This is a genomic window from Pedobacter cryoconitis, assembly GCF_014200605.1.
Classification (GTDB): Bacteria; Bacteroidota; Bacteroidia; order Sphingobacteriales; family Sphingobacteriaceae; genus Pedobacter; species Pedobacter cryoconitis_B.
The window spans coordinates 22,216-43,910 of the sequence record NZ_JACHCE010000005.1 but is presented as its reverse complement, the minus strand read 5'-3'; the positions used below and the strand labels follow the sequence as shown (position 1 = coordinate 43,910).

At 37.5% G+C, this 21,695-nt stretch carries 25 protein-coding genes; 18 read left to right on the top strand and 7 right to left on the bottom strand.

The genetic code is table 11. From position 1 onward, the window contains the following. Window positions 1-72: 72 nt before the first annotated feature. On the bottom strand, window positions 73-798 hold the full coding sequence (locus HDE68_RS15840) for a sterol desaturase family protein (RefSeq protein ID WP_183883205.1): 726 nt from the start codon (window positions 796-798) through the stop codon (window positions 73-75). 135 nt (window positions 799-933) lie between these two features. Between HDE68_RS15840 and HDE68_RS15835 the strand changes: the two genes are divergently transcribed. The 6 genes from HDE68_RS15835 (at window position 934) to HDE68_RS15810 (ending at window position 5,895) form a co-directional block, all read left to right on the top strand. Continuing rightward, window positions 934-1,371, top strand: coding sequence for an HYC_CC_PP family protein (locus tag HDE68_RS15835; RefSeq protein ID WP_183883204.1), 438 nt, complete (start codon window positions 934-936; stop codon window positions 1,369-1,371). A gap of 72 nt (window positions 1,372-1,443) precedes the next feature. Further along, on the top strand, window positions 1,444-1,917 hold the full coding sequence (locus tag HDE68_RS15830; RefSeq protein WP_260171786.1) for a DUF3347 domain-containing protein: 474 nt from the start codon (window positions 1,444-1,446) through the stop codon (window positions 1,915-1,917). A gap of 53 nt (window positions 1,918-1,970) precedes the next feature. Then, complete coding sequence (locus tag HDE68_RS15825; protein ID WP_183883203.1) at window positions 1,971-2,546, top strand: DUF3347 domain-containing protein; 576 nt, start codon at window positions 1,971-1,973, stop codon at window positions 2,544-2,546. 4 nt (window positions 2,547-2,550) lie between these two features. Continuing rightward, window positions 2,551-3,021, top strand: coding sequence for a heme-binding domain-containing protein (locus HDE68_RS15820; RefSeq protein WP_260171785.1), 471 nt, complete (start codon window positions 2,551-2,553; stop codon window positions 3,019-3,021). Beyond that, entirely contained in the window at window positions 3,018-5,279 is a 2,262-nt protein-coding gene (locus HDE68_RS15815) for a multicopper oxidase domain-containing protein (protein WP_183883202.1), read from the top strand. The genes HDE68_RS15820 and HDE68_RS15815 overlap by 4 nt, the downstream gene beginning before the upstream one ends. 115 nt (window positions 5,280-5,394) lie before the next feature. Next, window positions 5,395-5,895, top strand: coding sequence for a GNAT family N-acetyltransferase (locus HDE68_RS15810; protein ID WP_183883201.1), 501 nt, complete (start codon window positions 5,395-5,397; stop codon window positions 5,893-5,895). Window positions 5,896-5,994: 99 nt separating this feature from the next. Here HDE68_RS15810 and HDE68_RS15805 read toward each other — a convergent pair whose 3' ends face one another. Both HDE68_RS15805 and HDE68_RS15800 read right to left on the bottom strand, forming a co-directional pair. Continuing rightward, the gene (locus tag HDE68_RS15805) at window positions 5,995-6,816 is read right to left on the bottom strand and encodes an energy transducer TonB (RefSeq protein ID WP_183883200.1); all 822 of its coding nucleotides are present in this window, start codon (window positions 6,814-6,816) and stop codon (window positions 5,995-5,997) included. A 286-nt stretch (window positions 6,817-7,102) separates the two neighbouring features. Continuing rightward, the gene (locus tag HDE68_RS15800) at window positions 7,103-7,420 is read right to left on the bottom strand and encodes a hypothetical protein (protein ID WP_183883199.1); all 318 of its coding nucleotides are present in this window, start codon (window positions 7,418-7,420) and stop codon (window positions 7,103-7,105) included. A gap of 115 nt (window positions 7,421-7,535) precedes the next feature. On the opposite strand from HDE68_RS15800, the gene HDE68_RS15795 reads away from it, so the two are divergent. From HDE68_RS15795 to HDE68_RS15770, 6 genes are all read left to right on the top strand, one after another. Further along, window positions 7,536-8,303: a DUF2625 domain-containing protein gene (locus HDE68_RS15795; protein ID WP_221300765.1), complete on the top strand. Its 768-nt coding sequence runs from the start codon at window positions 7,536-7,538 to the stop codon at window positions 8,301-8,303. A 198-nt stretch (window positions 8,304-8,501) separates the two neighbouring features. Next, entirely contained in the window at window positions 8,502-9,587 is a 1,086-nt protein-coding gene (locus HDE68_RS15790; RefSeq protein ID WP_183883198.1) for an acyltransferase family protein, read from the top strand. 101 nt (window positions 9,588-9,688) lie between these two features. After that, window positions 9,689-10,276: a TetR/AcrR family transcriptional regulator gene (locus tag HDE68_RS15785; protein ID WP_183883197.1), complete on the top strand. Its 588-nt coding sequence runs from the start codon at window positions 9,689-9,691 to the stop codon at window positions 10,274-10,276. Window positions 10,277-10,307: 31 nt separating this feature from the next. After that, the gene (locus HDE68_RS15780; RefSeq protein ID WP_260171784.1) at window positions 10,308-10,799 is read left to right on the top strand and encodes a hypothetical protein; all 492 of its coding nucleotides are present in this window, start codon (window positions 10,308-10,310) and stop codon (window positions 10,797-10,799) included. 10 nt (window positions 10,800-10,809) lie between these two features. Then, a complete protein-coding gene (locus tag HDE68_RS15775) occupies window positions 10,810-11,142 on the top strand; it encodes a DUF3817 domain-containing protein (RefSeq protein WP_183883196.1) in 333 nt (110 codons plus the stop codon). Beyond that, the gene (locus HDE68_RS15770; RefSeq protein WP_183883195.1) at window positions 11,139-12,128 is read left to right on the top strand and encodes a hypothetical protein; all 990 of its coding nucleotides are present in this window, start codon (window positions 11,139-11,141) and stop codon (window positions 12,126-12,128) included. The genes HDE68_RS15775 and HDE68_RS15770 overlap by 4 nt, the downstream gene beginning before the upstream one ends. Before the next feature lie 7 nt (window positions 12,129-12,135). Here the strand turns inward: HDE68_RS15770 and HDE68_RS15765 are convergent, their stop codons facing one another. From HDE68_RS15765 to HDE68_RS15750, 4 genes are all read right to left on the bottom strand, one after another. After that, the gene (locus tag HDE68_RS15765; RefSeq protein ID WP_183883194.1) at window positions 12,136-12,441 is read right to left on the bottom strand and encodes an NIPSNAP family protein; all 306 of its coding nucleotides are present in this window, start codon (window positions 12,439-12,441) and stop codon (window positions 12,136-12,138) included. Between the two features lie 167 nt (window positions 12,442-12,608). Further along, on the bottom strand, window positions 12,609-13,454 hold the full coding sequence (locus HDE68_RS15760) for an SDR family oxidoreductase (protein ID WP_183883193.1): 846 nt from the start codon (window positions 13,452-13,454) through the stop codon (window positions 12,609-12,611). An 83-nt stretch (window positions 13,455-13,537) separates the two neighbouring features. Continuing rightward, window positions 13,538-14,431, bottom strand: coding sequence for a helix-turn-helix domain-containing protein (locus HDE68_RS15755; protein WP_183883192.1), 894 nt, complete (start codon window positions 14,429-14,431; stop codon window positions 13,538-13,540). Between the two features lie 133 nt (window positions 14,432-14,564). After that, a complete protein-coding gene (locus HDE68_RS15750; protein ID WP_183883191.1) occupies window positions 14,565-15,386 on the bottom strand; it encodes an alpha/beta fold hydrolase in 822 nt (273 codons plus the stop codon). 210 nt (window positions 15,387-15,596) lie between these two features. Between HDE68_RS15750 and HDE68_RS15745 the strand changes: the two genes are divergently transcribed. The 6 genes from HDE68_RS15745 (at window position 15,597) to HDE68_RS15720 (ending at window position 21,531) form a co-directional block, all read left to right on the top strand. Then, entirely contained in the window at window positions 15,597-16,529 is a 933-nt protein-coding gene (locus tag HDE68_RS15745; RefSeq protein WP_183883190.1) for a sugar phosphate isomerase/epimerase family protein, read from the top strand. A 58-nt stretch (window positions 16,530-16,587) separates the two neighbouring features. Continuing rightward, window positions 16,588-17,589, top strand: coding sequence for a sterol desaturase family protein (locus HDE68_RS15740; protein WP_183883189.1), 1,002 nt, complete (start codon window positions 16,588-16,590; stop codon window positions 17,587-17,589). 121 nt (window positions 17,590-17,710) lie between these two features. Then, entirely contained in the window at window positions 17,711-18,379 is a 669-nt protein-coding gene (locus tag HDE68_RS15735) for an epimerase (RefSeq protein WP_183883188.1), read from the top strand. Beyond that, on the top strand, window positions 18,363-19,493 hold the full coding sequence (locus HDE68_RS15730; RefSeq protein WP_183883187.1) for an MBL fold metallo-hydrolase: 1,131 nt from the start codon (window positions 18,363-18,365) through the stop codon (window positions 19,491-19,493). The genes HDE68_RS15735 and HDE68_RS15730 overlap by 17 nt, the downstream gene beginning before the upstream one ends. A gap of 20 nt (window positions 19,494-19,513) precedes the next feature. Continuing rightward, the gene (locus HDE68_RS15725; RefSeq protein WP_183883186.1) at window positions 19,514-20,296 is read left to right on the top strand and encodes a helix-turn-helix domain-containing protein; all 783 of its coding nucleotides are present in this window, start codon (window positions 19,514-19,516) and stop codon (window positions 20,294-20,296) included. A 152-nt stretch (window positions 20,297-20,448) separates the two neighbouring features. After that, complete coding sequence (locus HDE68_RS15720) at window positions 20,449-21,531, top strand: phosphoglyceromutase (protein WP_183883185.1); 1,083 nt, start codon at window positions 20,449-20,451, stop codon at window positions 21,529-21,531. Window positions 21,532-21,695 lie beyond the last annotated feature (164 nt).

Below are 21,695 nucleotides of genomic sequence, written 5' to 3'. Positions count from 1 at the left end.
CGTTTGATATCAGACAAAGCCCCCCTATCATATCATTCATTATAGGGACAGGTTGATTTTGGATTAAGCGTCTTAAGACTTAAATGTCCCAAACAATCTGTCCCATATACTGGTATAAAAACCAAAGTTATATTCTTCTTTCAGATGATGATTGTGATGAAAAGAGGATGTGCCCAGGTATTTAATTAAAGGCAGACTGCGGACCTTAACAGGTAATGGTTCTATCCCCAGATGTCCGGTTAGACCAAATACAACATTGATAATCAGATAAATGACAACCGAATAAATATTAAAATGAAACAAAGTCAACAGGATCAGCCACAATGCACCAAAAGAGATTGTTTCTAATGGATGTAAAATAAAAAGATCAATTGGTTTAGGGTTGATGGCCTGATGATGCAGCTGATGCACTATTTTATATAAGAACGTTTGATGTATGCAATAATGAAATATAAACATCAGAAAATCCATTGCGATAAATAGCAGCAAAAAATCTGTAATTATAATTAGCGATATATCTATGCCTATAATCACATAACCATGTTCCCATAATTTAAATCCTGCATAAGTAACTACTGTATTCAGGATATTTGTCCATGCACAAATCTTCCACTCCCTGGCCACGTAATGATAAGGAACGAAAGGAGCTTCCGAATATTTTTGATGTATTATCTTACCAAAAAATAAGACCAGGATAGTTATCATGATATTTTCCATCAGAAAGATCAGCCACAATAATAAGGCTGGTAACTGAGCTAAATAATTAAGTGCATTAATTATATTAAAATCTGATGGCATGATGCATATTAGTGAATTATTCTATAAAATAAAAAACTGCAGCCACGCTATACAATTATAGTTTGTTGGAATTTTGAATATTTTTATTCAAATTCTGTAAATTCAGGATAAAGTATTGAACTATATTTGGCTTACATGAAATTGCACCGTTCCACAAAGCTTAAAGCTGCCTTTTTAATCCTCATATTCTTTTTGAATACGGTGATAGGTTTTGCTTGTGCACTTGGAGTGGATATGGGATTTAACAGCATGCACCACCAGCGAAATCAGGTACATCCTCAGCAAGAGGAAGCCGGTCTTCATCAGCATGATCAAAAAACTGCTCATCAGCATCAGGAAAAAGAAAACTGTTGTAAAAACGAGGTTTCTAAATTAACAACTTCTGATAAAGAAGCGCTTTCTGCTGCTGTTTTTGGTTTTCAATTATCATTTCCGGCCATTTTACAGACACCGTTTTATTTTCAGCATAATCTGATTTCTATTCCGGTAAATATTCCTAATATATATTTTGTCAGACATAGCCGCGCTCCGGTACCGGACGTTCGCATTGCCATACAAAGTTTTCAGATTTGATTTAAGGTTATTTAGTTCTAACAGGATGATTCTGTCCTGTGGTAATTATGTTCACCATTAAAATCGATAAAAATGAAAAAGATATTATTTATGATTGCTTTAATAGCAGCAGTCTTTGTGCAACCTGGATTTGCACAACAAAACACCGAACAACCTACTTCCCTGTTGTCTTCTTATTATGGGGTTAAAGATGCCCTTGTAGCAGACAATCCCAAATTAGCCGCTGTTAAGGCTTCTGAATTTGTTAAGACACTGAATAGTGGAGTACTTAAAACTATAGCTCCGGCTACACAAAAAGCCCTGACTGAAGATGCGGATAAAATTGCTGCCAGCAATGATCTGAAAAGTCAGCGTGATTATTTTTCTGCTTTTTCTGCACATATGATTGCTTTTGCTAAAACATCAAAACTATCAGACGAACCAGTTTACGAGCTTTATTGTCCTATGAAAAAAAGCAGCTGGTTAAGTAGCAGACAAGCTGTTAAAAACCCGTATTATGGCAGTGCTATGCTCACTTGCGGAAAAGTAACGGAAACCTTAAAATAAATATCTTTAATTACCCTGATCTGTACAAGATCAGGGCTTTAATAAAAACAAACATGAAAAACTTCCTGTTAAGCATCACTATAGTCACTATTTTTTTAAGTGCATGCAATAGCAATTCAAACCAAACGGCAAAAGATCAACCGCAAGTAAAAAAGTCCGCTTTGGCTGATCAATCTGAAAAAAAAGCTACAAAATCTCCTGTTCAAGAGGTTATTTCAGCCTATCTTCAACTTAAAAATGCTTTGGTAAATGATGATGATCAAGCGGCAGCAAATGCTGGTAATACCTTAAAAATGGCAGTAGAAAAAGTAATACCATCAAGTCTGGCACCTGCACAGGCTAAAGTATTTAATGATATAGCAGATGATGTTAAAGAACATGGGGAACATATTGGTGCAAACGCTGGAAATATTAAACATCAGCGTGAACATTTTGAGCAGTTAAGCCAGGAAATTTATGAACTGGCTAAAGCAGATAAAAATTCCGGTCAGAGGTTATATTATGATCATTGCCCGATGTATAATAACAAAAAAGGTGGAAACTGGATCAGCGAGACCAAAACCATTCAGAACCCTTACCTGGGAAAAAAAATGGGCACTTGTGGCAGTGAGCTGGAAACACTGAATTAAATTTATGCGCCTGGTTAAAGTAGTACTGGCCATGATCATCCTGCTGGTGATAAGTATACAATTTATTCCGGTTATCAGGAATCAGGACAGCCGCCTCAGAAACACAGCTATAAACAAGATCTATCCTGTACCCTTAAGGGTACAGGCGATCCTGAAAAATTCCTGCTATGATTGTCATAGTGATTATACCCGTTATCCCTGGTATGCAAACCTGCAGCCTGTAAGCGGATGGATGGCCTCACATATCAATAAAGGAAAAAAAGAACTTAATTTCAGCGATTTCGGCAGTTATTCTGTACGCAGACAACAAAGCAAATTAAAGGCGGTCATCAACAGTATTCAGGATGAAACGATGCCGATAGCATCTTATACATTAATCCATAGAGAAGCTAAATTAGCAGAGAATGATAAAAAGCTAGTTATCAATTGGATTGAAAAAACGAAAGACAGTCTTTCATTAATAAAAGAAAAATGAAAAAATTAATCATCTATATATTATTCATGAGTATTTATGGGTTTGCCTCAGCGCAAACCCAGACAAATAATGACCGGCAGAAAGTTGTCCGTTACGACCTCTACGTCAATGATACCACCGTCAATTTTTCGGGAAAACCTAAAATGGCTATGGCCGTTAATGGAAGCATTCCGGGCCCGGCGCTGGTTTTTACTGAAGGTGACACGGCAGAAATTTATGTGCACAACCTGATGAATATGGAAACATCTATCCACTGGCACGGTGTATTCCTGCCTAATGAAATGGATGGAGTGCCTTTTTTGACACAAATGCCTATCAAAGCCCATTCTACTTATCTGTATAAGTTTCAGGTTAAACAAAATGGGACTTACTGGTATCATAGCCATACTATGCTGCAGGAACAAAGCGGCATGTATGGTGCACTTATTTTTAATAAGAAAAATGAACCGGCCATTCCCGCCATTCCAATAGTACTGAGTGACTGGACAGATATGAAACCCGAAGAAGTAGACCGCTCACTTCATAATGCCAATGACTGGTTTGCTATCCGTAAAGGAACTACACAGGGGTATGCAGAAGCCATACAAAAGGGTTACTTTAAAACCAAAGTTACGAATGAATGGAAGCGGATGAATGCAATGGATGTCAGTGATGTTTACTATGAGAAGTTTTTAACGAATGGCAAACAAATCAATGAACAGCCTCAGTTTAAAGCAGGAGATAAAGTAAAATTGCGCGTGGTTGGAGGCAGCTCTTCCACTTATTTCTGGTTAACCTATTCGGGAGGTAAAATTACTGTGGTGGCTAATGATGGTAACGATGTAGAGCCTGTTGAAGTAGACCGCCTGATTATTGCCCCTTCAGAAACCTATGATGTCATTGTAACTGTTCCGGAAAATAAGAGTTACGAGTTTTTATCTACTGCCGAAGATCGTACAGGTTCTACTTCTTTATGGCTTGGAAGCGGGACTAAAGTGCCAGCTAAACCTTTAGGAAAACTAAAATACTTTGAGGGGATGAAAATGATGAACGGTATGATGAAAATGAATGGGGATATGGCGCCTATGGGCATGGAAATGAGCAATCAGCAAATGGACATGAATACAGTCATGTATCCTGAAATTACCGGAGACAATTATGGAAAGAAAAAGCCGGCAGCAGTTACCCGTCATCAAATGGATAAGGCAGGTAAAAAAGACATGCCGGATCAAATGGATATGAAGGACATGGATATGGGAGATAAGCCTGACCTGGTTACTCTTAATTATGGCATGTTAAAGGCTACTGAAAAAACTACTTTAAGGAAAGGGCCTGAAAAACTATTACGTTTCGAACTAACCGGAAATATGAATCGCTATGTGTGGACTATTGATAATAAAACGGTCTCAGAATCAGATAAGATCCTGATCAAAAAAGGAGAAAATGTAAAGATTATACTCTACAATAATTCTATGATGCGCCACCCTATGCATCTTCATGGTCATGATTTTCGTGTATTAAATGGGCAGGGCGAATATGCACCCCTAAAAAACGTGCTTGATATTATGCCCATGGAAACTGATACTATAGAATTTGCTGCTACAGAAAGCGGAGACTGGTTTTTTCATTGCCACATCTTATATCATATGATGAGTGGAATGGGCAGGATCTTCAGTTATGAAAACTCACCTCCCAATTTGCAGATTCCTGATCCTAAAGCTGCAATCCAAAAGCTATACAGTGATGACAGAAAAATGCACCTGATGTCCAATATAGGTTTGGAAAGTAATGGTAGTGACGGTACTGCCAGGTTAGCGAACACCCGTTATAGTATTTCTACAGAATGGAGATTAGGACTTAACGCAAAACACGGATTTGAAAGCGAAACTTATTTTGGAAGATATATAGGAAAAATGCAATGGCTAATGCCTTTTGTTGGTTTCGATTACCATTATAACAGCAGAGAGAATGAAAATGAGAAAAATATGTTTGGACAACTGACAAATCAGTCAAACAGAAAAGCCTTTGTTGCGGGTATGCAATATATGCTGCCTATGCTGGTTACCGCCGAAGCCAGGGTGGACAGCAAAGGAAAATTTCGTTTTCAACTCAAACGTGAAGATATTCCGATTACAAACAGATTGAGATTAAATCTGTCCGGAAATACTGACAGAGAGTATATGGCTGGTTTCAGATATGCAGTAACCAAGTATTTTTCTCTTTCTACACATTACGACAGTGATATGGGTTATGGCGGTGGTCTGACTATAACTTATTAAATTAAGAGGAATTCACTAATTAAAATCCAATATTTAGCCAAAACATGATCATTTTACCCTAAAAAAGCAAACTAAAACCATAAATTAGCCAATTATTAACTCTATTATTTATAAAATGTCAGAAATAGACTACAGAAATGCAACATTACCTGATCTTGAACCAATAGTAGCTATATATAATTCGACAATAGCTTCAAGAATGGTAACAGCTGATACCGAACCGGTAAGTGTAGAGAGTAAAATGAAGTGGTTTGAACAACATACTTCAACTAAACATCCACTTTGGGTAATTGAAGATGAAAACAACCAGATTATTGGCTGGATAAGTTTTCAGGCTTTTTATGGCAGACCTGCTTATAATGGGACGGCAGAGATCAGTATATATCTGGACGAAAAACAGCGTGGTAAAGGAATGGGTAAAAAAATATTGGCTTATTCGTTAAATAAATGCGCCGAACTGGGTATCAAAACTATTCTGGGATTTATTTTCGCTCATAACGAACCGAGCCTTAAATTATTCAGATATTTTGGATTTGAAGACTGGGGTACTCTTCCTGATGTAGCGGTACTTGATGGCGAAGAAAAAAGTCTTAAAATATTAGGAAAAAGAATCTGATTTATCATATTTAAGGCCGTACCTTCTCAATTGAGAGGATACGGCCTTAAATTTATGAAATGATACCACCTTATTATTTATTCAGAAAGCAGTACTAATTTATTCAGAGAGTGCAAAACTGATTGGAATATTATATTTTACACGAACAGGCTTTCCGTTCTGAATACCAGGCAGCCAGTGCGGACTAGCTTTTAATACACGAATAGCTTCTTCATCGGTACCTGATCCCAATTTCCGCTCTACCTTAATATCAGTAAGTGCTCCATTCTTTTCAACGATAAAAGATAGAAATACTTTACCCTGAACTTTGTTTTCCTGAGCCATTCCAGGATATTTGATCGCTTTAGAAAGATAAGTATAAAACTTATCCATTCCGCCAGGAAACATGGGTTGTACTTCAAGAGGCACATAAGGCTCATACACATGATTGTCTTCTGCTGCGGCAGCTTGCTTTATTCCTTCACCAGTAGCCCCGGTAATAACAATTTGCCCCTCAGGCTCACCTATTATAGTTTTTTGTCCCGGATTTGCAGCTTCAAGCTGCTTAATTTGCGGCGGATCTTCATTAACAACTTTATCAACCACTATTGGTGGTGGAAATTTAAGACTATTTTCCTTTGCTTTGGGTGGTTCAACAGAAACCGGTGGTGGGGTCTTGGGATTGACAGCTGGTGGAGGCTGCATAGCTACAGGGGTCTCTCGCTCATAGCTATCTTCTGTTGTCGTATTCCCTCTAATTAAACTAATGATTCCGGGAGATAGAAACAATAGAATAAAAAGTGAACCTGCGATAAAAAGTGCTTTAACTGTATCAGAAGAGCTCTGTCTGCGAAGCGCATACGCCCCGTAACTTTTGTTTTTCTGATCAAATACTACATCAAGCCACTCATTGCCAAATAAATCGATTTTTGAACCTAACATTGCTTTAGAATTTAGAAGTTAACACCATACAATTAAATGGCCCGGAGCTCATTTATAATAGGGATGCTCATTCTTTAAGCTTTCCATAAAAAGAAAACATTTTAGCTAAAACAAGATTCATTGCGACTATAATCACTCCTCCTATATGGAGTTAGCAGACTATTTTACAGGATTATACCGGGCAAAAAGAAATAAAAAGCGGCCATATTATTAATATGGCCGCTCTTATTATCTGATTAAGACTAACCAGGTCATTATAGTTTCCTGACAGCCTGTATATAACTTATTATAAAGTTTCGTTTGTAGCTTTAATCGCGTTTTCTAAAGCGCGTAATAGCGTTTCTTTATAAGCGATGAAGCTAGTTTGACGTGCTTCATCTGTGTCTGCTTCTTTAAGCGCTTTTCTGCTATCTTTTACTTCCTGTAATTCATTGGTATAAAGAGCACTGAATATCTCTGGTTCTTTATTTTTCAATATCCTCACCGTATGTGAATATTTTTCATGTGTATCAACGAGAGCAGCTAAACTTTTCTCATCGTAAGTATTTAAACCAACTATTCTTAATAGCTTTTCAAGCTTTCCTCTTTCTTTTGCGTAACCCATAATTGCGACAAATATACCAGTTCTCTGGAAGATTCATACTATAATAAGCTCTTATAAGATTTTTGGATTAAATTCAGTTTATCATCTTATCTTTGATAACATAAGTCCTGTTCTAATGAAAAGCGCATTTAAAAGACTCCTTATATTAAGTATAAGCCTGATTTCTCTAAATACTTTTGCACAAAATAAGATGCAAAGTCTGGATGAACTGATTAATAAAACAGATCCAGCATGGCCTCTTGTTCAAAAATGGATTGATTCTGCTAAAAACAAAGTAGAAATCCTCGAAGTTGATTCTGTCAATGCTAAACAAGCACTGGTTAACACACAGGTTTCAACTTATTCCACATTAGGCGCAGTAATTTACAATAGCGGAGGAATTATGATTGATAATGGCTGGTTGAGGATTTTAGGTTCAGGAAGTGCCAAACTAAACCGCTCTGTTCCAGAATGGAATAAGGGAAAGACAATACAGGAGTATGGAGATAAACCTCAATATCTATTAATTGCTGATGATGCTGCCGGTGGTTTTTTTGCGATAAACTATGGGGCATTTGGTCAGGATTTGAAAAATGTTTATTATTTCGCGCCAAATAGTCTGAATTGGGAACCATTAGGTCTTGGTTATAGCGAATTTATTCGTTTCTGTTTTGATGGTGATCTTTCTTCATTCTACAAAGGCCTGAGATGGTCTACCTGGGACAAGTTTATTGCTAAACTTGATGGAAGTAAATCTTATAGTTTTTATCCGTATTTATGGACTGCAGAAGGTACTGATATAGAAAAGTGCAAACGTAAACTAGTACCAACTGAAGAACTTTTCAATTTTAACATGACTAAACAGAAGGAGCTTAAAACAGAAAGCACTACTGATTCTCAATAAAATTCAGAAAATACAGATCTGTCTGTATTATTTAGGATAGGCAGAACCGATAATTACAGAAGTCAGTTAATAACGCCTTGTATTCTGTTATGTAACAGCTAATCATTTGATAAAATCGTTATTATTTGGTAATCTTGGAATAGTACAAGGATTCAATTTTGTTTGTACAATTAGATTAAACCTGCTAACCAAAGATAAATGACCGTAAAAACGATAAGCCCTGATCTTCTAAAAACTAAAAAGCATTTTGAAATTCTTGACGGATTAAGAGGAGTAGCGGCTTTGGCGATTGTACTTTTCCATTTTATGGAAATGGCCTTTTCAGACTATACCAAAAACTTCATTGCACATGGCTTTTTAGCTGTTGACTTTTTTTTCTGTCTATCTGGATTTGTAATTGGCTATGCTTATGATGACCGTATTGGAAAAATGGGAATCATGGCGTTCTTTAAATCAAGATTAATAAGATTGCACCCTTTAGTTATTTTAGGATCAATACTAGGTTTATTAGCTTTCCTCTATGATCCTTTCGGTGGCCATCCTGAGTTGTATGGGACCGGCAAAACTATACTCATATTTCTAACTTCCATTTTCCTTATTCCCTTCCCGGTAATAACAGAACGCTCTTTCAATTTATTTGGTATTAGTGCGCCTTCCTGGTCTTTATTCTGGGAATACATTGCCAATATCGTTTATGCTACCGCACTTTATAGAATTGGACGCAATTATTTGCTTCCTTTAACTGTTATTGCGGCTATAGTGCTTTGTTTTGTAAGTTATCATGCAGGTGCATTAATGGGTGGATGGGCCGGAGCAAATTTTTGGGAAGGTTGTGCCCGTATATCTTATTCGTTTTTAGCAGGACTTCTTATCTACCGGTCTAATTGGATTATCAAAAACAACATAGGCTTTATGGGCCTTTCTGTCTTATTGATACTGTCGTTTCTTATGCCTTTTACTAAATGGAACTGGGTAACAGAACCAATTGTTGTATTATTCTATTTCCCTTTATTGATCGCATTAGGCGCTGGAGCAACATTAACACAGGGATTTAAAAAACTATGTGTGTTTTCAGGAAAAATATCTTATCCACTTTATATGACTCATTATACTGTGATATGGATGTTTTTAAATTATTGCACAACCCATAAACCAGGAAATACTCAAATAGCACTGATTATAATAACAGGAACAATTCTTTTAGTTGGCTTCGCTTATTTAGTCATGGTCATTTATGATATTCCTGTCCGGAAATACTTAACTGAGAGAAGAAAACAGGATTAATTCAGTCGTCAGGGAAAGGTAAAATAACTATTATTGTGATTATTAGTATTTATATAGAAGGGAAAAACTATAACTTTGAAAAACATACTAAGTAGTATCTAATGAAGAAGGCTGAACAGACAAGATTTAATATATTGCAAAAGTCATTTGAATTAATTTATATCAAAGGATATCAATCTACCAGCATTGATGATATTCTTTCTTCTATGGAGGTAACCAAAGGTGCCTTTTTTTATCATTTCAAAAATAAAGAAGATATGGGACTTGCTTTGATTACAGATTTCCTATATCCAAGAATGAAAGATTTTTTGATAGATCCGCTAAATTCTGTTAGTGATCCTATAAAAGGTATTTATCAAATGACAGCTAACCTGCTGAAAGATACGGTACATTTCGACGTTAAATATGGCTGCCCTGCTGTTAACCTTATTGAGGAAATGAGTCCTTTGAATACCGCATTTCATAAACAATTGAAAGATATGACGATGGAATGGGCAAACGCCATAGAAAAGTGCCTGACCAGAGGAAAAGAAAATGGGAAAGTTAATCAGACAATTAATCCTGCGGATGCAGCAAATTATATTGTCTCAGGATATGCGGGAGCAAGGAATATGGGCAAAATTTTAGGCACTGCATTTTACCAGACTTATCTAAGGCAATTCAAAATATATCTTCACGGTTTAAGTTAAAAAAATTTGCCCTTTTTACATACCAATTAGTATGTTTAACCAATCAATTATTCATATGTTTTCAATTCTGCTCATTTGTCATTCAGTTACACGATGGTTGGTTCTAATCAGCCTGGGTACAACAATTTACAGATCTGCAACAGGTCTGCTGAATAAAAAGCATTTCACTAAAAAAGATGATCAATGCAGACACTGGACGGCAACAATTATACATATCCAGTTTATTTTTGGAATGGTCATGTATTTTAAAAGCCCTGCAGTGGCCCGCTTCCATATGACAGGCTTAGAGGCAACCAGGGGAATTACAGATTCCGTTTTTTTTGGGATAATACACATTTCAATGATGCTGACAGCAGTAATACTTGTTACGCTGGGATCTGCATTTGCCAAACGATATACAGAGGATGATAAGAAATACAAAACCATTCTCTTATACTTCGGAATAGCCCTATTAATTATCCTGGCTGCAATACCATGGCCATTTTCACCACTGGCCCAGCGCCCGTTAATCAGAACCTTATAAAAAAATAAATATGCTCAAACTATTCAAAACAAACATTGGTCGTTTAAGACTGATAGGACTACTGGAAGGTATATCCCTCTTAATCCTGGCAGGAATTGCAGTACCCCTGAAATATGGATTTCATCAGCCTTCTTTTGTCAGTAAGGTAGGCCCGGTACATGGCACACTTTTTCTTTTGTTTGTCTTCAATACCTTCAGTGTAGCGATACAACAGAAATGGAAGAAAACTATTACGGCTAAATTACTCCTCTCCTGCCTCATCCCATTTGGTACTTTTTATGCAGACCATAAATTCCTAAAATCAGCTTATGAGGAAGACGTCACAAAAAGTAAAAATTTATGAGATCAAAAATCTTTATCCTGATTATACTCTTCCTGCCCTTTGTATATATTTTATCCTGTAACAGACAAAATAAGGCCATTGAAAATAATACGACTTTACTTCCCCAGTCTTTGAATTCATTAGGGCTTTTTAAAGGACAGCCAGACTCACTTTTACCTGCACAGGGTGTCGAGGTTTATGAACTGTCCTCTACCCTTTTTACCGATTATGCGGAGAAACAGCGTTTGATAAAAATACCCGTCGGTAAAAAGTTAAAGTTAAGTGGTGACGGACTGCCGGAATTCCCGGAAGGTACTATACTGGCCAAGACTTTTTTTTACAGCCATGCAAAAACAAATAAGGGCATAGGACGTCAGCTTATAGAAACCAGGATACTGCTGTTTAAAAACGGAAAATGGACAGCTGGTACCTACAAATGGAATCAACATCAGGATGGTGCAATTTATGATCCGGCCAGTACAGAGGTTGCAGTCGATTTTTCGGACAAGCAGGGGGATACGCACCAAATCAAATACCGTATTCCATCTAAACAGGATTGCATGAGTTGTCATCAGTCTGCTAACCAAATCATCCCTATCGGGCCCAAAGGAATGAACCTGAATAGAGAAATTAGAATTGGAGATAATAAAATCAATCAGCTTATCGAATTGCAGTCTAAGGGGAAGTTAATTCTGGGAAAAGGTATTGACAAGATATCCAGGCTTCCGGATTACGAAGATCTTCACGCCTCTGTTGAACACCGTGCAAGAGCCTATATGGAAATTAACTGTGCGCATTGCCATAATCCAAATGGGCTGGCTTACAGACAATCCATTCTCTTAAACTATCAGGTTCCTTTGAAACAATCAGGGATAGAATTCAATAAAAATAACATTATCGATCGTACAGGTAGTATGGGACAATTCCACATGCCAAAGATAGGTACAACTATTTTAGATAAGCAGGGCGTAGAATTACTCAGAAAATATATTACCAGTTTGCAGTAAACCTGAATTACTCAAATACAGGTCTTACAAATGTGCGTTCATAACTGATAATACATTTATTTTGTTCTGCAGCTTTAAATGTTTCTATACTTTCTGCATCTGTCAGCAGCTGATTTCTGTAATATTCATAGTCGGTCAGGCTTGGAAAGGAGAATAATGCAAAAGCAATATTATTTGCACCTTCGCCTGGCATGAAATAGCCGTGATGCTGCCCGCCAAGACGGTTTACGATTTGAATCCATTTTTTACCATAAGCTTCAAAGGCTGGTACCTGATAGGGATCGATGATATATTTTAAGTGACAGGTTATCATTTTATTTAATTTTCGGCTAAAATAATGAAACCCGATTAAAAGAACAGAATAAACAACTCAATTCTATATTGAAGCCAGGCAGGCGATATATGATCTTAAAGAAAAATTTAGTGGCAGCTCATTATTCGGAAACGAGAAAGATGAATCTATTAGTAATCAAAAAGGTACTATCCTCCAAAATCTGTAATCCCGGAAAGGGATTTCCAACTTTCCATTTCTTCAGACAGTATTTTAATTTTATTTTCTGCTCTTTGACAGGCATCACTACCCATAAAGAAATTTACCGGAGGGTTTTCACTTTCAGCCAGCTGTATCAATACATCAGCTACCTTTTCAGGATTTCCCAATTGATTGCCATTCATCGCATTGAATTTCGCATGAAATTCCCGGATATAATCATATTCCTGCAACTGATTTTCAGAAAACACGATAGACTCTGCAGTTGCAAAACTTGTCCTGAACCAACCTGGAGAAACTGCAGTTACCTGAATACCTAAAGGTTTCAGATCATTGGCCAGTGCTTCAGATAAACCACTTACAGCAAATTTAGCAGCTGCATAAACTGACCATCCGGTACCCGGCGCAAAACCTGCAATCGAAGAAATATTCATGATGTGACCAGACTGCTGTGCCCTTAAATAAGGAAGTGCTTTTTGAATCACACGGATCACCGCGAAGAAATTCACGTCAAAGTTTTCACCAATTTCCTTTCCTGACAGTTCTTCCAGTGCCCCTCCTGTACCATAACCGGCATTGTTAACAACAACATCAATTCTTCCGAATTTTTCAATAGCCAGTTTGAATGAACGTGCAATGGAATCTTCATCACCTAAATCAACTTCAACTGGAAGAAAAAAGGAATCAAAAACAGGATCAACTGCATTTTTTAAAACAGTCAGTTTACGCGAAGTAGCCACGACCTGATGTCCCTGATTCAATAAATTTTGAACCAGAGAAAGTCCCATTCCTTTTGATGCCCCTGTTATATACCATACTTTATTTACTGTACCCATATCATTTAAATTTTAAGATGACACAAAAGTACCGGTAAACCAAAGACCAGTGTTAGCCACAGTCAAACCAGTATTTGTACAAATCAAACCTTTCTGTATACAGAAGGACTGGTCCCGCTTTGTTTCTTAAAAAACCTATTAAAATGAGCAAGATCTTCAAAGCCCAGGGCATAACTGATCTGCGAAATATTCCAGTTTGTATGCCGGAGCAGAATCTTTGCTTCGGAAGTGATACGCTCAAAAATATGTTCACTGGTAGTTTTGCCTGTATTCTTTTTGACCACCCTGTTCAAATAATTGACATGAACAGCAAGCTTATCTGCAAAATCATGTGGCCTGCGCAACAAAAGCCGATGATTACTAAATTCAACCAGAAACTGACGTCCCAGAAGTTCTGTAAACAAAGCAGTGATACGCAGGCCGGCATCAGTATGTTTTAACAAAGTCCGACCGGGAGACAGCTTCATTCCCAAAAAGATCAGTTCAGTTACATAAGCCCGTATCAGTTCATATTTAAAGATATATTCCGAATCTATCTCTTTCAGCATCTTAACAAACACAGTAGCTACCTCTTTGCCATCTTCCTCATTCAAACTATAAACGGGGATATGTCCAGGAGCAAACAAAGGCAGATCATTTAAATTCAACCTGAAATTTTCCTGAAAAAACTCTTCCTGAAAGACGCAGAAATAACCTTTAGTGTCTTTAGCTAATGCTTCATAAGCATAAGCTAAACGGGGATGAAAAAACAATAAAGTCATTCCGCTGACCGGAATGCTTTGATCGCCATAATAAAATACATTCTCACCTATATACAGCATCACTTTATAAAAATTCCGTCTGGTATAAACAGGTGAGGCAGTCTGGTTAGCCAATCTGTCGGCAATATCAAATACATTGAACTGCCCTATCTGCTGCTGAATATCTACTGTAAGTCCATTAAATTTATGCTGATAAAACTGTTCTAAAGACTCCATAGGCTTGTTAATCACAAATGCAATATAGCCTTATTTTGAAAAAACGGAAGATTCTATACGTATCCCTTTACTATAAAAAAGAACAGCTGTCTTTAATTGAAGACAGCTGTTCTTTTTATGATCGTATTTAATCTTAGCTTTTAATAAAAGCCAATAGATCTGCATTTATTGTTGCAGCCTCAGTTGCTGGCATTCCATGAGGAAAGCCCGGATAGGAAATCAGTTTTCCATTTTTTAAAAGTTTCACAGCTTTTGCCCCTGAAATAGGAAATGGAACAATCTGGTCATCTTCGCCATGCAGAACCAGTACAGGGATATCTACACTTTTAAGGTCTTCTGTAAAATCAGTTTCCGAAAAAGCTTTGATACCGTCATGATGTGCCTTTACACCGCCCATCATTCCCTGACGCCACCAATTATCCCTTATACCTTGTGATATTTTTGCACCTTCCCGGTTATATCCATAAAATGGGATAGTAAAATCCTGAAAATACTGTGCCCTTTGAGTTGCCGTTCCTACACGTATTTCATCGAAAACAGACAAAGGAACACCATCAGGATTATTTTCAGATTGTATCATTATTGGAGTAACCGCACTGATAAGTACGGCTTTAGCAACACGGCCCTGCCCATGTTTTGCCACATAACGGATAACCTCTCCGCCACCAGTCGAGTGGCCTATGTGTATGGCATCTTTCAGGTCAAGAGCCTGTGTAAGCTCGGCAACGTCTGCTGCATAAGTATCCATATCGTGCCCACCTGAAGCCTGGCTTGATCTTCCATGTCCCCTGCGGTCATGAGCAATAACCCTATACCCCTGCTCCAGAAAAAACATGAGTTGGCCATCCCAATCATCGCTGGATAAAGGCCAGCCATGATGAAAGAAAAGTGGTTGTCCGGTTCCCCAGTCTTTGTAATAAATTTCAGTGCCGTCTTTTACTGTAATTTTACCCATTTCTTTTGATTTTAATTATTGTGTTCAATGATATTTAAGCGCTATAATTTTGTTTTAATAAAAGGATTGAACAGCTCAAATTGTTTTATTCTTTATGCTCTCATGCAAGAGAACAAGGCCATAAGGTTTTATTCCAATCAGGATGTTACATAAAACATATAGCCCGGAGATTTAAAATCTGTAATTTGAATTTCCAAAATATAAACTGATATGAGATACAACCGACGACATTTCCTGGGGAATAGTCTTGCCTTAACATCCACTTTACTATTATGTTCACCAGACATCTTTGGAGCTCCAAAACCAGTCTCAAATGAAAGATCAAAAGGTTTTGAATTAAAGATTATGGCACCTTACTGGGGCTTCAACGGATCTGTAACTGATTTTTGTAAAAAGGCGAAACATGATGGATATGATGGAATAGAAATTTTATGGAGTCAGGATATTACTATGCAAAAAGAGTTATTCACTGCACTCAAAGAAAATCAATTAGCTGTAGGGTTTTTATGCCGGGGCGACGAACCAATTCCGGATAGTAATTTTGCAACTTTTAAAAAGGTCATTATAGCTGCTGCGGAAAATAAATACCAGCAACCACTCTATATCAATGTCCATTCAGGAAGGGATTTCTTTACCTATGAAGAGAACAAATGGTTTATTGATTTCACAGTCAGTTATTCAAAAAAGACAGGCGTTCCGATTTACCATGAAACTCACCGGTCACGTATGCTCTATTCAGCACCTGCAGCTTTACCCTATTTACAAAAAAATCCGGATCTGAGACTTACACTGGATATTTCTCACTGGTGTAATGTTAGTGAAAGCTTATTAGAAGATCAGCCGGCTACAGTTGAACTGGCCATTTCCCGTACAGATCATGTACATTCCCGGATTGGACATGCTGAAGGCCCGCAAGTTGGAGACCCCCGTGCACCGGAATGGAAAGCAGAGTCAGATGCCCATTTTGCCTGGTGGGATAAAGTTGTTGCCACAAAAAAAGAGCAGGGTAAATTGCTAACGATGCTAACCGAATTTGGCCCTCCCTCTTATATGCCAACCATCCCTTATACCAATCGCCCGGTCGCTGACCAATGGGAAATAAATGTATACATGATGCAGGCCTGGAAAAAAAGGTATTTATAAATCGGGCTAAGCCAGCAAAAAAAACACACAATCTATTGTAAACCAAATATATTAACTCATGAACATCTTTCAAACATTTTATGAAGAACTGACTGGTTTCTTCGGTATCGGCGGTATTATAAAGATGGTGCAAACCGGAGATTACGGATCGTTATCAACATTTGAAGGCATACAACATCTGATCACCCCTATTATCCCGATTTTATTATTGATAGAAATAATAAGGGCCTTTTTTTATAAGCGTTTTAAAATAGACGAATACCGGATACCCTTTTTTGTATTTGTAGTAAATCGGTTTATATCCAGGTTTATATCAATTGCTGCTGTAGCATTCTGTATCGGACTACTTGAAAAACATGCAATTTTTACGACAACATTCACCTGGTACTGGCTCATCTATGGTTATATTATCTGGGAATTTTCTCATTTTGTTTATCATGCTTTAGCGCATAAAGTCAGGGTGTTATGGTGTCTTCATTCCACCCATCATGCACCGCAGCAGATGAACCTCTCCGTTAATTTTGCCCACTTCTTTTTAGAGGCACCCTATGCAGATGTAATCCGCACTTCAATTTGTATAATTTTTGGGGTAAATCCAGCCTTATTATTTTTCATCATGTTCATCGACGGATTTTGGGGATCCTTTATACATATAGGAGAAAATGTGATTAAAGACGGAAGGCTGGGGTTTTTAAATCATATTTTGCTTACACCTTCCCATCACCGGGTACATCATGCAAGAAACGCATTATATATGGATACTAATTTCTGCAACCTTCTGAATATCTGGGACCGGGTTTTCAGGACTTATCAGGAAGAAAGAACAGATATTAAAATAGAATATGGCATCACCAGAGAAATGAATCCTAATAGTTTGTGGGACGTTTATTTCGGTGAATTTATTTGCCTGGGAAAAGATATTGCTGCTGCTCCTGGCTTCAAAAACAAACTGTTATATATTATCATGCCACCGGGCTGGAGCCATATAGGAGATCACAAAACTGCCAAAATCACCAGGCAATCCTTTATTGAAGACGAGCTCATTAAACCGGCTAAATAAAATTTGGACTTTTCAACAAAGCAAGGAATTATATTAATACTCATCTTTGTATGCTGATCTTATCATGATGACAAAGAGCGCAATAGAATAGTTTCGCTAATTTAAAGACAAATCTATACACATGAAAATAATATTAACAGGGGCCACAGGAATGGCAGGCCAGGGTGTTCTATTAGAATGCCTGCAAAATAATGCCGTTACAGAGATATTAATGGTCAATAGAAAACACCTGGACATCGTAAACCCTAAACTAAAAGAATTACTGGTCCCTGATTTTTTGAAAATAGAGGCCTTTAGCGATTCTTTAAAAGGTTATGATGCCTGCTTTTTCTGTGCGGGTATTAGTTCTGTGGGAATGAATGAAGAGCAATACACCAAAATTACCTACGACACAACCATGCAATTTGCCAAAACATTAGTTGCAATTAATCCAGCTATGGTTTTTAACTATATCACAGGTGCGCAAACTGATAGTACGGAAAAAAGCAAAACAATGTGGGCCAGGGTAAAAGGTAAAACTGAAAACGATTTGATGAAACTACCTTTTAAAGGACAGTATAATTTTCGTCCGGGTGGCATGGAGCCTGTAAAAGGGCAGAAAAATGCCAAAATGCTCTATGTAGTTCTGGTAAGCATCATCAAAGTCTTTTCACGAAAAAACATTATCACGCTTAATGAATTGGGACAGGCCATGATTAATGCAGTACTGCATGGCTATGTTAAACAGGTTCTGGAAATCAGCGATATTAAAATACTGGCTAAAGAGCAGGTTGATGAAGAAAGTATTTAAAATTCTAAAACGCACCATGCAGATTTTTTTAATATTGATCGTATTCATAGGGGCCGTCACCTTTTTATATATGCGTCAGGCCAAATTTGGACAATTACCAGCTGGAGAACGGTTAGCAAGAATTGAAAAGTCACCGCATTATAAAGATAGCCACTTCCTAAACCTAATTGAAAAGCCAACACTTACACCGGGCTATTCAATGTTAGGGGAATTATATAAAACAATTTTTAAAAAATATCCTAACCGCGAGCCCCTGGATTCCCTGCCTTCAGTAAAAACAGATTTAAAAAACTTACCTATTGATAGCAATCTGATTGTCTGGTTTGGACATTCTTCTTTTTATATGCAGCTTGACGGAAAAAGATTTTTAGCAGACCCTGTATTTAGTGAATCGGCCTCTCCTGTTCCAGGTTCGGTTAAGGCTTACAAAGGAAGTAATATTTACGAGGCAGACGATATGCCTGAAATTGACTATATGCTGATCTCTCATGACCACTATGATCATTTGGACTATAAAACAGCTATTGCATTAAAAAACAAAGTAAAACATGTGGTTTGCGGCTTAGGTGTAGGTGCACATTTTGAGTACTGGGGCTATAGACCCGAACAGCTTATAGAAAAAGACTGGTATGAAAAAGTAGAAGTAGCTCCGGGCTACACGATCTTTACCGAATCAACCCACCACGATTGCGGCAGAGGGTTCAGACCAGGCAAAGCATTATGGCTATCTTTTTTAATCCAGTCCCCTGCTATGAAAGTTTATTATAGTGGTGATGGTGGTTACGATAATCGTTTTGCAGAAATAGGTCATAAATATGGCCCGGTTGACTGGGCAATTATGGAATGCGGGCAATACAATAAAGCCTGGCAATCCGTGCACGAGTTACCAGAAGAAGTGGCATTGGCAACTGTGCAATTAAAGGCAAAGAACATGATACCTGTACACCATTCTAAATTTACGCTGGCAAATCATCCATGGGATGAGCCCCTGAATAAAATAACGGAGTTTTCAATTCACAAACCCTACCGTCTGGCCACACCTATGATTGGTGAAGCTGTAAGCCTGAATGATCCGGCACAGACATTTACAAAATGGTGGAAAGGTGTAAATTAGCAAATGCCTGATTGATTCCTATGAAAATTACAGAAATAACCTCTTGCTATCTTGGTCCGCAAATTTCACCAGAGCAATTTGTACCGGAACACGTTTTTATCTTTTTGCTTAAAGGGACGATCAATGGTTATGATGGCACTAAACACACCAAAATAGAATCTGGAGAATGTTGCCTTGTCCGTAAAAACAGATTAGCAAGATACAACAAACAAAAAGATCAGAATGATTTTGAGAAAGCAGTAATCATATTGGATGAAGAATTTCTAAAAAAGTATCAAAAGAAATATGCGGTTTCGCCAACCGCATATTTTGTATCCGATATTTTTATTCCATTAAACAATACACCTTCCATTACAAAATTTATGCTGGAAGAGCTCCTGCATTACAAAGATCAGGAATCAACTGTACAGGATACAGATGGGATAAGAGAACAGTTCCTTCAACTCCTGCTCCAGGCACAACCGGAGCTGATTAATTTATTCTTCGACTTTGGAAAACCCGGCAGAATAGATCTGGAAGCCTATATGCAAAGACATTATAAGTTCAATGTAAGTCTTGAGCGATTAGCCTACCTGACAGGACGCAGCCTTTCTGCATTTAAAAGAGACTTTAAAGATATATTCAAACAAACACCAAACCGCTGGCTCGTACAAAGACGCCTGGAGGAAGCGCATTTTCTCATTGAAAAAGAGAAAAAAATATCAAATGAAATATATCTTGATCTGGGATTTGAAGATCTTTCTCACTTTTCTTTCGCATTTAAAAGACATTTTGGCTATAATGCTACAGAAATTGCGAGATAAAATGCGGGTTGTGGCATTCATTTCATCTCTCCTATTCACAAATAGTTAACATAATTTTATCATTATAATTATAAACAATGTTTAGTTTAGCTAAACAATAGATATACTTATAAACAGAATATTCAAATTACCTGAACCCATCAGATAAAATTATGAAAACACGATTGCTTATCTTCTTCCTGTTAGTATCAGGCGTAACCTTTGGTCAGCGGACTAAAACAAAAAACATTATTTTTATTTCTATCGACGGCTATCGCTGGGAAGAGATATTTCATGGTGCAGACTCTTCCTTGCTAAAAATCAAGAAATACCATGAGCAGGATTCTGCAGCTATTGCGCGTAAATACTGGGCACCCACATTAAATGAACGCCGCGAAAAATTAATGCCGTTTTTCTGGAATGTTATTGCTAAACAAGGACAGCTACATGGTAACCGCGACCTTGGAAATAACGTGAATGTTAAAAATAAATATTGGTTTTCATATCCTGGCCGCAGCGAAACCATATGTGGTTATTATGATCCTGCTGTGAATTCAAACTCATATCCTGATAATCCAAATGAAAATGTACTGGAATTTATAAACAAACAAAAGGGTTATGAAAACAAAGTCGTAACTATTGCTGGCTGGGATGCTGTTGCTAAAGTAGTTAACCGGAATAGAAATCATATGCCACTGATCAACCCCTTTGAAAAAGTTGAAGGGAAACACCTCACAGAGGCGCAACAACTAGCTAATGAGCTACAAAATTATCTGCCTAATTATTTCGGCACTTCCGTAAGATGGGATATGGGTACTTATGCCATTGCCAAAACCTATATAACAGCTAATCATCCTAAGTTTACTTATATTGACTTTGCTGATCCGGATGATCTTGGCCATGCCGGGCAATATGATTATTATCTGGATGCAGCACATTACCTGGATGCCATGATCAGCAGTCTTTGGCTTACCTTACAGGCTGATCCGTTTTATAAAGATAATACAACCCTTGTTATTTGTCCCGACCACGGACGGGGTGTTGGCAGCGGATGGACGGGCCATGGAAGTAGCACAGCCAGGTCAAACGAAACATGGCTCGCTGTAATAGGGCCAGATACACCAGCAACAGGAGAAATGAAAAATCCAGCGCAAATTTATCAGGACCAGTTTGCGCAAACGATGGCACAACTACTTGGTTTTACATTTAAAGCTAATCACCCGGTTGCACCAGCAGTTAGTTCCGTTTTTAAATAATGATTACTTAACCTTAACAGAACGCCATAATCTTATAATGAGATTATGGCGTTTTTCATTAATAACGGTCTGGTTAGCCACGTTCCGAAACAAGGATAGTTTATAAATACTTAACAAAAGTTTAGTAATACCTTCATGAACAAAGTTTAGTTTTACTAAACAAA

Bases quoted from the DNA above. Each gene is read 5' to 3' on its own strand.
- HDE68_RS15840 (WP_183883205.1), bottom strand. From the start codon at position 798: ATGCCATCAGATTTTAATATAATTAATGCACTTAATTATTTAGCTCAG.
- HDE68_RS15835 (WP_183883204.1), top strand. From the start codon at position 934: ATGAAATTGCACCGTTCCACAAAGCTTAAAGCTGCCTTTTTAATCCTC.
- HDE68_RS15830 (WP_260171786.1), top strand. From the start codon at position 1,444: ATGAAAAAGATATTATTTATGATTGCTTTAATAGCAGCAGTCTTTGTG.
- HDE68_RS15825 (WP_183883203.1), top strand. From the start codon at position 1,971: ATGAAAAACTTCCTGTTAAGCATCACTATAGTCACTATTTTTTTAAGT.
- HDE68_RS15820 (WP_260171785.1), top strand. From the start codon at position 2,551: ATGCGCCTGGTTAAAGTAGTACTGGCCATGATCATCCTGCTGGTGATA.
- HDE68_RS15815 (WP_183883202.1), top strand. From the start codon at position 3,018: ATGAAAAAATTAATCATCTATATATTATTCATGAGTATTTATGGGTTT.
- HDE68_RS15810 (WP_183883201.1), top strand. From the start codon at position 5,395: ATGTCAGAAATAGACTACAGAAATGCAACATTACCTGATCTTGAACCA.
- HDE68_RS15805 (WP_183883200.1), bottom strand. From the start codon at position 6,816: ATGTTAGGTTCAAAAATCGATTTATTTGGCAATGAGTGGCTTGATGTA.
- HDE68_RS15800 (WP_183883199.1), bottom strand. From the start codon at position 7,420: ATGGGTTACGCAAAAGAAAGAGGAAAGCTTGAAAAGCTATTAAGAATA.
- HDE68_RS15795 (WP_221300765.1), top strand. From the start codon at position 7,536: ATGAAAAGCGCATTTAAAAGACTCCTTATATTAAGTATAAGCCTGATT.
- HDE68_RS15790 (WP_183883198.1), top strand. From the start codon at position 8,502: ATGACCGTAAAAACGATAAGCCCTGATCTTCTAAAAACTAAAAAGCAT.
- HDE68_RS15785 (WP_183883197.1), top strand. From the start codon at position 9,689: ATGAAGAAGGCTGAACAGACAAGATTTAATATATTGCAAAAGTCATTT.
- HDE68_RS15780 (WP_260171784.1), top strand. From the start codon at position 10,308: ATGTTTAACCAATCAATTATTCATATGTTTTCAATTCTGCTCATTTGT.
- HDE68_RS15775 (WP_183883196.1), top strand. From the start codon at position 10,810: ATGCTCAAACTATTCAAAACAAACATTGGTCGTTTAAGACTGATAGGA.
- HDE68_RS15770 (WP_183883195.1), top strand. From the start codon at position 11,139: ATGAGATCAAAAATCTTTATCCTGATTATACTCTTCCTGCCCTTTGTA.
- HDE68_RS15765 (WP_183883194.1), bottom strand. From the start codon at position 12,441: ATGATAACCTGTCACTTAAAATATATCATCGATCCCTATCAGGTACCA.
- HDE68_RS15760 (WP_183883193.1), bottom strand. From the start codon at position 13,454: ATGGGTACAGTAAATAAAGTATGGTATATAACAGGGGCATCAAAAGGA.
- HDE68_RS15755 (WP_183883192.1), bottom strand. From the start codon at position 14,431: ATGGAGTCTTTAGAACAGTTTTATCAGCATAAATTTAATGGACTTACA.
- HDE68_RS15750 (WP_183883191.1), bottom strand. From the start codon at position 15,386: ATGGGTAAAATTACAGTAAAAGACGGCACTGAAATTTATTACAAAGAC.
- HDE68_RS15745 (WP_183883190.1), top strand. From the start codon at position 15,597: ATGAGATACAACCGACGACATTTCCTGGGGAATAGTCTTGCCTTAACA.
- HDE68_RS15740 (WP_183883189.1), top strand. From the start codon at position 16,588: ATGAACATCTTTCAAACATTTTATGAAGAACTGACTGGTTTCTTCGGT.
- HDE68_RS15735 (WP_183883188.1), top strand. From the start codon at position 17,711: ATGAAAATAATATTAACAGGGGCCACAGGAATGGCAGGCCAGGGTGTT.
- HDE68_RS15730 (WP_183883187.1), top strand. From the start codon at position 18,363: ATGAAGAAAGTATTTAAAATTCTAAAACGCACCATGCAGATTTTTTTA.
- HDE68_RS15725 (WP_183883186.1), top strand. From the start codon at position 19,514: ATGAAAATTACAGAAATAACCTCTTGCTATCTTGGTCCGCAAATTTCA.
- HDE68_RS15720 (WP_183883185.1), top strand. From the start codon at position 20,449: ATGAAAACACGATTGCTTATCTTCTTCCTGTTAGTATCAGGCGTAACC.